Genomic DNA, 7,779 nt, shown 5'->3' on the forward strand with positions numbered 1-7,779 from the left:
CAAAACAGGGCTGCAAGGAGAGCGCGCGTGCGTACACTGACTCTACCGACGGTCGACGACCTGATGGAGCCATACAAGGATTACCCTGAAGTTATCAAAAATGCAATATTGCGGGCGAATAGCCTGACACAGTTCAGCCAATTGAAAAAGAGCACGCGAAAGCTGCTCATCGAACTGGTGTCGCGTGCCAAGGCGGCAAACGGCAAGCGGGTGATATGGATGAAGCTCATCAAAGCCGCCCCGCTGCTTGGCATGCACCGCGACACGTTGCGCGAAGCGCTCAACGATTTGAAGAAGTACGGCCTGCTCGAAAAGGAATCGACGGCGCGCCGGGCCGACGGCACGTACGCCTACAAGCATTTCTGGCTCTCGGCGTATCTCTGCGACCTGGTAGGCCTGCCCTACCCCAAGGAAGACGCCAAAAAGGCCAAGAAGCCCCAAACCGGGAGGCCGCGCAAAGTGGTCCCGCATGAGGCCGGAGAGGCAGAAATCATCGCACCGGTGGTGGATAACAATACCCCAATGGTGTGCCCATCCATGTCGGATAAATCCGCCATCTCTAAGAAGGAACTTACTCTTTTACAAGATGATCACGCGGAATTTTCTTCAAATCAGGAATTCAACGACACCCCCGAGGAAGCGATCGAGAAGATCGGCCCGAAGGCGGCAGAGCTGGTGGCGCTACATGAAGTGCCGCCCAAGCTTGTCATGACGCTGCGTGGCTTAGTGAGCGCGAAAGGCCACACCAACTTCGAAGCCTTCCTCGCCTATACCGTTCCCTACCTTGCAGCCAAAGGAGACAAGGCCAAGAAGGTCGGCATCGCGGCATTCCGCTACCTCGCCAGGTCGATTAACCGCAAAGGCTTCGACTACGCGGGGAAAGCGGCACAGCGCGAGCGCTTGGCAGCCGATTTGGAGGTCCAGAAAACCGCGAAACAGAAAGCCGCGGAGAATCGCGCCAAGTACGAAAAGTATAACGGGAAAACGCTGCATGGGGACGGCTTTACGGTCGCGTTTTACCTCGATCAAGCCGTCCGTCACAACCTGGCTGACGACAGCTACCGTACCTACGTTGCGCGAGATATAGGCGAAATCTACGCAATGATCGACGCTGGCAACCTGAGAGAAGCGCCCGACACGACTTACTCAAAGGGTGACTCGTACCAGGCGGAGCGTCAAAGGCTGATCGACATGGGCAAATTGACGCTGGCTGATGCCGACTCAGCCGCCCACGCTCCGCAACCGGCGGCCAAGAACGATAAACCGCAAATGGAGGACTTACGCAAGCCCGACGGCTCTCCCGACCTCATGAACGCTTTGAGAAAATTGAGAGCGCAGGCATTGGGGCTCTGAGATGCCCTGCCCTACCCTGCTTACGGAGGTGCCATGCGCAGGTAGTTGCGCTGGGAGTCATGACGACGGCCTTACACCGTGGTCGTCTATCGCGATCTGCTCGGGGACTTGGTGTTGCGTTGTGTTTGGGGCGGCCTGCGCAGCCGGCACGAAAACACCTCGCATGTCTACGTGGCTGATATTGCGGCGGCTGATGCCATGATCGAGGCGATCGGCAAGCGTCATTTGGCGCACCAGTATCGCCCAGTGCACAATGCAATTTGACTGCGAACATGTTCCGCGAGAGGCTGAAGATGACGATTGCCGACAATATCTGGGGCACTTTCGGTGCCAATCGATTTACGTTGAACGAACTGTGGTCTGTCGTGGAGGGGCGTCGGACCTGGCCAGGATTTCCTACGCCAGAATGGAAAGAACACATGTTGAAGGTGTTGAAGGAATGCCCGCTAGTGGAGCCGGCCCCTGGCCCTCGTGGCGGCGCCGGATGGCGACTCAAGCCGGATGAGGCGACGCGCCGCACGTCTGCGGAAAAACGTCGTGACGACATGATGGAGCGCAGCCTAGCCTTCATCAAAACAATGCCCTTCAAGTACGGGCGAATCCAGATCGACCCCTACGGCAAGAGGGGCGCCGAGATCATTTGGAGCTTTTCCGCGCCGACGGAGTTTAGCGAGTATTTAGCGCGCGGCTTCCGTGAGAGGGCTACAGTTGCCGCGGTCTTAAAGTCGCCGGCGAAGTTTCAGGCTGCGATTGCGGAGCATGAGCGGGTCATCGAGCACAACTTGAAGCGGGTACTGGCGAACCTCGAACAACGACGTCGCGAGATTGAGCGGTTGATCGAGGAGGGCGGCGATGACGGTTATTGATTTTCAATAATTTGGCGGCTGATTGATGCCAGATGTCCAGATGAACATACGAAAGGAATGAAGATGACCGATAGCCAACACTCGAAAATCCAAAACGGCCATCATTGATCACGGTGAAAACTTTCACCTCTAGTTAAACCAAGCAGGAAGCCTTGAATGGTATCGAGCCCCACACCCAGCGAGACCGCGGGAACACGGAGAGGCGCTCGTGGAGCGAATGAGCGCTCTAGATCAACGCATTGTGTGTCGCTACGCCCCTTGGGAAGAGGAGTGAGGTTCTATTGATTTTCAATAATCGCCGCAGCCAGACCATTATTGATTTTCAATAGCCACCTTGGTCAGCCAGTTATTGAAAATCAATAATTTATCTTGCAATTAACTTAGGTGCAATGTTAACTGCCCAGCCTGCCTCCAATGAGACAGAACTTCATTTCCCGTACGGGAAAGATAGGTTTGAAATCAATGAGTTGCGGTTACTCCGCCAAAACTTGCAAGAATAAAATATCCATAAAAATCAATGACTTGAGTTTTTTTGGGGGTTCTGAGCATACATTTGTCGCGCGCCCCTGTCAGAACTTGCTAAAAGTCCGTGGAACAATTTGCCGAAGCGCCCTCATTGAGTAAAAAAACCGAATAAAAACATGGCGTTAGGAGCAACCGATTTTTTTCCTTTTCACCCGCCGATGTTCCACGGAACCCGAATCTGGCATGCTGCCACTGAATTATTGAAAATCAATAACCGTGTTTCGGCTATAGATTATTGAAAATCAATAACTGCGCACTGAGGGGGTCAGCGTAACCAGTACCAACATCATAATCTGTCGGGTTATCGGAGTTCCTGACCAGTTACGATGGATTAAGTATCCGGTCGCGATACCAGCAAAAACCCGGCGTCCGTAAATGCGGTTAGCTGCGGTCTTATCCGGTGCAGCCATAGGCGTTGTCTCCACAGGGGCGTTTGCGCGTTTTACGTCGTCGACCATCCGGGCGCTTCTCTATTTCAAGCGCGCTTTCACGCCGCAGCAGTATCGGAAACATAACCACCTGTCGAGCGGCGTTAGCAAAGATTTTCTTGGGCAAAAAAATCCATAGCGCATTTGGCAGCGCACACGTCGCGACGCATGTGATTGGCGCGCCGGCTGATACGTTGCCGTGTCTTGCCATTGGCAAAAGCCGAAGCCCAACTTAATCGGGCAATTTGACGTTTCCCGTAACCGTTCCCTGATTGTAGCGGGCATCGTTCGCCGCCTCGGCGCTGCGACAGAGACGCAGACGGCTGGTGATACGCAAACGAACAGCGCAAGCAATAACTGCGCGCAGAGTAGCACTTGTATTAGCCAGTTTTAGCGCCCGCTTCCCATATGTATCCGTCACCATATGTGGCGCTTCTTATCGCCTCTCCAACTTCTTGTGTTCGCATCGAACTCACTTGCCCTTGCGTTGCGCCGCTCGCTGGCGCGGGCCGACTTGTAGGCGTCTAGTTCACGCTGTACTCCCCATGCGCCATCGAAATTTATTGAGGGACCAACCGAGCAGAGCAGGGCGCCCCCGAGGACAGCGGTGATCCATAAGCGGATCATGCAATGACCTTTCTAGCGATTTTCAAAAGTGCGCGTCGATCGGCGCCGCAGACAGATACTGAGGTGACTGCTTCAGGTTCTTTTTGCAAGGCGTTCCCTACGCTCGTCACGTTGCATCTACCCTGCCGTGAGAAACAAAAGAGCAGTTGCAGGCGGAACGAGCATCGCATGACGATCCGAGTAGACGTGACTGATAGCGGACTTGGTTAGCTCTCAAACAATGATTGAAACATCGTGTCCTTGCCGTGTCACGCCGACTGGGCTGGTTTAAGTAAGGTAGCCACGCTTGTCCAGGTACCTAGTATTCTCGACCTAGATGTAGTGGAAGAAACTAAGTTTGCCATTCACGTAGATCAACTCAAGCCTGTCTCGCTGCAACACGTTCATGCAAGACGCTGCCGATCCGTACTAACCGCGACAGGTTTCGCCGAAAAATGGAGAGCCGCCATGCGGCGGCTCCGCCTGCAAAGAAGAGGAGCGCTTCCACGCCCAGCGCCTATGAAGTTCTGCAGTCCTGTGACGAAAATACGGTTGTAAGCCTCTGATCGCAAATCACTTTTTTCGCTGCGCAATGGAGTGGCCTCAAATGATGATAATTTTTGCGATGAATGATAACGAACAAGGGATCAATTCGCCCAAGCAGAAGGGTCGGATAGTAGGGATGTCATGAATACGGAAACTCAGGACGCTTACCTAAGCAAGGCAAACGTGTGGCTGACTTTCTGCTGGGTTGGCGGGATGCGAAGGACCAGGGAAAGTGGGATCGAACTGATCGGCAGATCGCCGAGGACATCAGGACCGTGTTTGACGCGATGACACGTAATCATGGAGTTTACCCATGCGCTTTGGGCTATGAGCAGCAAGTTTGCCGACCTCATTCGCTACTGGCGTTGGTAAGGTGCGCGTCCTTCTTGGCGGCTCTGCTTGTACTTGGCAATTGGTTCAAATCTATGCTTGTCAGTGCTAATGGCACAACCGTTGCGTCCGACCGGGGACAGCGGGGAAACTTCACTTCTTTACGCCCCTTAGGGCGGCTCGCTACTGATATGCCGCCGGATGGTGGGCGGAATCTTGATGGGCCGCGCGCTTGGCCACGCTGCATCTTGAGCGATCGCCGATGAAAGAAGAATCGATGCAGTTAACTTGAGGGCTTCAAGGAGCGCTCGGTCTCTGCAAATATTAATGATCGCATTTGTTGTCCAACGCATGCCACTGGACAATCCCGCCGTGTTCCTCAGCCAACGGGCACGCAGCAGTCTGCGGCCATTCGGGTTGCGCCTATGTATCCTTTGGAATACAATTAACGCATAGCGTAAGTTATCCCGAGAAGACTATGGAAAAGCCCAAAAAAACCTACGGCGTCAAAGTTGTGCCAAAAAAGACGGTGCAACGCGCCATCCAAGTGTCGCTCGCAAGTGCCGAGGGATCGCGCGTGATTCGTAGTGCCGTGCGGCGTGTGCTCGTCACGCATGCTGATGTGATCAAAGCACTCGCCAAGAGATGATCGAATCCTTAATCCTCGCTGAAAAGATCATTGAGATCCACGATCTGATTCTTTCTACCGAGGAAGGTCTGTCGGGGGACTACGGCTCCGACCGGCTGGAAGGCGCATTGGGGCGCGTAACCAATATGGTGATATACGAACACAAGGAGGATGTGTTCGATATCGCAGCCATGTATGCCGTTGCTATCGGGCGTGGGCATGTTTTTGTGGATGCGAACAAGCGTACCGCACTGGTGACAGCCTTGGCCTATCTGTCGATTCAAGGCATCGATATCGACCGTGACGAGAAACTCGAAGACATGATGGTTGATGTGGCCGAAGGAACGCTCCAGCACCACGAATTCTCCGCATTGCTGTATTCAATCTATGCAGGGCAGGTCGGAGAGGACTTTGACATGTTAGAGGATGGTGGCAATGAGCAGAGCGAATAAGGGAAGCGCTCCGTCGCCGGCAGTGCAGCTTGAAAGTCATCAGGACGTTGCAGCTTATCTTGAACGGCTGGCGGGACAAGGCGATCCGCAAGCATTCATCGCCGGTCTTGGACATGTTGCCCGCGCGAAGGGCATGACTAAAATTGCCCGCGAGATCGGCGTCGGGCGCGAGAGCCTGTACAAATCGTTATCCGATCATGGCAATCCCGAGGTTGATACCGTCCTAAAGGTGGTCAACGCGCTCGGTCTGCAGATCGCATTTGTACCAAAACAGCAATAATGAAACACGGCGAACCAGCCTGCGTTATGGCTGATGAAGGCGCGGCCCGTCACGGATGCTGCCTTGATATCCATTCATTATGGTCGATGTGTGTCAAGTTACTTCCTCCATTGTTCAAGCTGCCATCGCCTGCGCGGGCAACACCTTTCCTGCTCAGATAAAGCGGGCTCATGGACGGAAACCTCATTGACAGCTTTTCCGTGAGCGCATACTGTATGTAGATGTCAGAACAAGATGTATGGTTGATGCAGCGCCTGGATAAGCCGGAAGTTGTCCCCCCAATCAACTGAATGAGTGGCCTTCGGGCGCCTTCTCTCACTCACATAGGAGATCGCAATGAAAACGATCAAGCCGGGCTTCAGGGCTTATGCCAAAGCGCTGGGGCTGGATGTAACGGCGTGCAAAACCTACGATGGCCTCTATGAGGATGAGCGCACAGATGATATGCGGGTCAGCTTCGACGCCGGCTTTGAGGATGGCCTGTGTATTGGCTATGCGGCGGCACTTGACCAGGTACTCAAGATCATGAAAGACATGCCGAACGCGACCGCCATCGAGATAATGGCGGTAGTTGAAGCGATCGACAAAGAAAATCCTCCGTCCGATTTGCATGAGCTCGCCAAGTAGCCTTAAATAGGAGGTGTCTATGGAACACCTACAAGACCACCCATCAAGCGTAGATGTTCTTGTCTATTGGCGCTTGCCGCAGCCCGCCCGTCTGAGCCTGATACGATCAAGGTTTTTTGAAACCTGAGAGGTGATTTGTAAGCCCTTAAAGGAAGCCGGGTGGGTGTGGACAATAATGAATGAGATTAATGAGGCGGTATGCCCAAAGCACCATGAGCAGACTGCCGCCAAAATAAGGAAAGTACGTACGCAATGCCACGCAAGCCCATAGCCGTTACAGCAATGTCTCCGGCTGAACGCCGCAGAAAATCTGATGAAGACAAGCGCCACCGTGGTGAAGTGCGCATCACCGCTTGGATCAGCGCGGACGCCGCTGCCGCACTGATGGTTCTCACAGAAGGCAGTACCGAGCGCGGTGCGATTAAAGCGGCGATTGAGCAAGCGCTGGTTAGAGCAGCAGTGCGGGTGAGGGTATAGTGAAAATTGTGCTGCTGCTGCTGCTGCTGCGAAATCACTGATTTGGCCAAGCCTTCGACCCACCGTCAGGAAATCCAAGCTTTGGAGCGGGCAGGGCGCAAGGTCTCCGCGTCAAGGATCGTAAAACACCCGTCGTAGACAGCTCCAGTATCGATGTAAACGTGATTCCCCAGTGTCGTCCATTTATCGAGCGCGTAATGACCGACCACGACTGCGCGCACGTTCTCGACAGACTGCACACACTTGCTATCGTAACGACTGCGGGACCACAGGCACGCGGCAATGTAGGCATCGGCGTTTTCATGCTCGAACGCGATCGGCAAGTCGTTCCAGTCTGCGACTGGACATTCCGCATGCACGATGCCTACCGTGCCGGAAGACGTCTCAAGCTCAATTGCAATCGGCAAGTTACGGAATCGCGCGACATGTTCTGCCTGCTTGGTCCGCTCCATGCTAACGAACCAATCGCCGCCGTTCCACGCGTGAATCGACGGTTCCATTTCGCCCTCGAAAACGTCAATGCACATTGCCTCGTTATGCACACCAATTTTATTGTAAACATCGAAGTGAGTGAGTGAGTGACTCGATGTCGTAGATGGCTTTCAGAGAGAAGAAGCCAAGGATGACAACCGCACCCGTCCTATTCCTTCTGGCAGGAACC

At 53.9% G+C, this 7,779-nt stretch carries 9 protein-coding genes and 1 pseudogene; 9 read left to right on the plus strand and 1 reads right to left on the minus strand.

What is annotated here, in order from left to right; genetic code table 11:
• The first annotated feature begins 27 nt into the window (after positions 1-27).
• From IGW03_RS31820 to IGW03_RS31855, 9 genes and pseudogenes are all read left to right on the plus strand, one after another.
• Positions 28-1,353: a hypothetical protein gene (locus IGW03_RS31820; protein WP_194726477.1), complete on the plus strand. Its 1,326-nt coding sequence runs from the start codon at positions 28-30 to the stop codon at positions 1,351-1,353.
• Between the two features lie 78 nt (positions 1,354-1,431).
• Complete coding sequence (locus IGW03_RS31825) at positions 1,432-1,617, plus strand: hypothetical protein (RefSeq protein WP_194726478.1); 186 nt, start codon at positions 1,432-1,434, stop codon at positions 1,615-1,617.
• Between the two features lie 29 nt (positions 1,618-1,646).
• Positions 1,647-2,219 carry a hypothetical protein gene (locus IGW03_RS31830; RefSeq protein ID WP_194726479.1) on the plus strand — a complete coding sequence of 191 codons (573 nt, stop codon included), beginning with the start codon at positions 1,647-1,649 and terminating at the stop codon, positions 2,217-2,219.
• Positions 2,220-4,506: 2,287 nt separating this feature from the next.
• A pseudogene (locus IGW03_RS39340) lies at positions 4,507-4,920 on the plus strand (hypothetical protein); the annotation flags it as partial.
• A gap of 212 nt (positions 4,921-5,132) precedes the next feature.
• Entirely contained in the window at positions 5,133-5,303 is a 171-nt protein-coding gene (locus tag IGW03_RS31835) for a hypothetical protein (protein WP_194726480.1), read from the plus strand.
• Entirely contained in the window at positions 5,300-5,734 is a 435-nt protein-coding gene (locus IGW03_RS31840) for a type II toxin-antitoxin system death-on-curing family toxin (protein WP_194726481.1), read from the plus strand. Before IGW03_RS31835 ends, IGW03_RS31840 begins: the two co-directional genes overlap by 4 nt.
• Before the next feature lie 22 nt (positions 5,735-5,756).
• On the plus strand, positions 5,757-6,014 hold the full coding sequence (locus IGW03_RS31845; RefSeq protein ID WP_323745051.1) for an addiction module antidote protein: 258 nt from the start codon (positions 5,757-5,759) through the stop codon (positions 6,012-6,014).
• A 336-nt stretch (positions 6,015-6,350) separates the two neighbouring features.
• Entirely contained in the window at positions 6,351-6,641 is a 291-nt protein-coding gene (locus tag IGW03_RS31850) for a hypothetical protein (RefSeq protein ID WP_194726483.1), read from the plus strand.
• Between the two features lie 252 nt (positions 6,642-6,893).
• Entirely contained in the window at positions 6,894-7,118 is a 225-nt protein-coding gene (locus IGW03_RS31855; protein WP_194726484.1) for a hypothetical protein, read from the plus strand.
• Positions 7,119-7,183: 65 nt separating this feature from the next.
• Here the strand turns inward: IGW03_RS31855 and IGW03_RS31860 are convergent, their stop codons facing one another.
• Positions 7,184-7,618, minus strand: a complete 435-nt coding sequence (locus IGW03_RS31860; RefSeq protein ID WP_194726485.1) for a metallophosphoesterase family protein — start codon at positions 7,616-7,618, stop codon at positions 7,184-7,186.
• Positions 7,619-7,779 lie beyond the last annotated feature (161 nt).

It is taken from the genome of Noviherbaspirillum malthae, assembly GCF_015352985.1.
Classification (GTDB): Bacteria; Pseudomonadota; Gammaproteobacteria; order Burkholderiales; family Burkholderiaceae_D; genus Noviherbaspirillum; species Noviherbaspirillum malthae.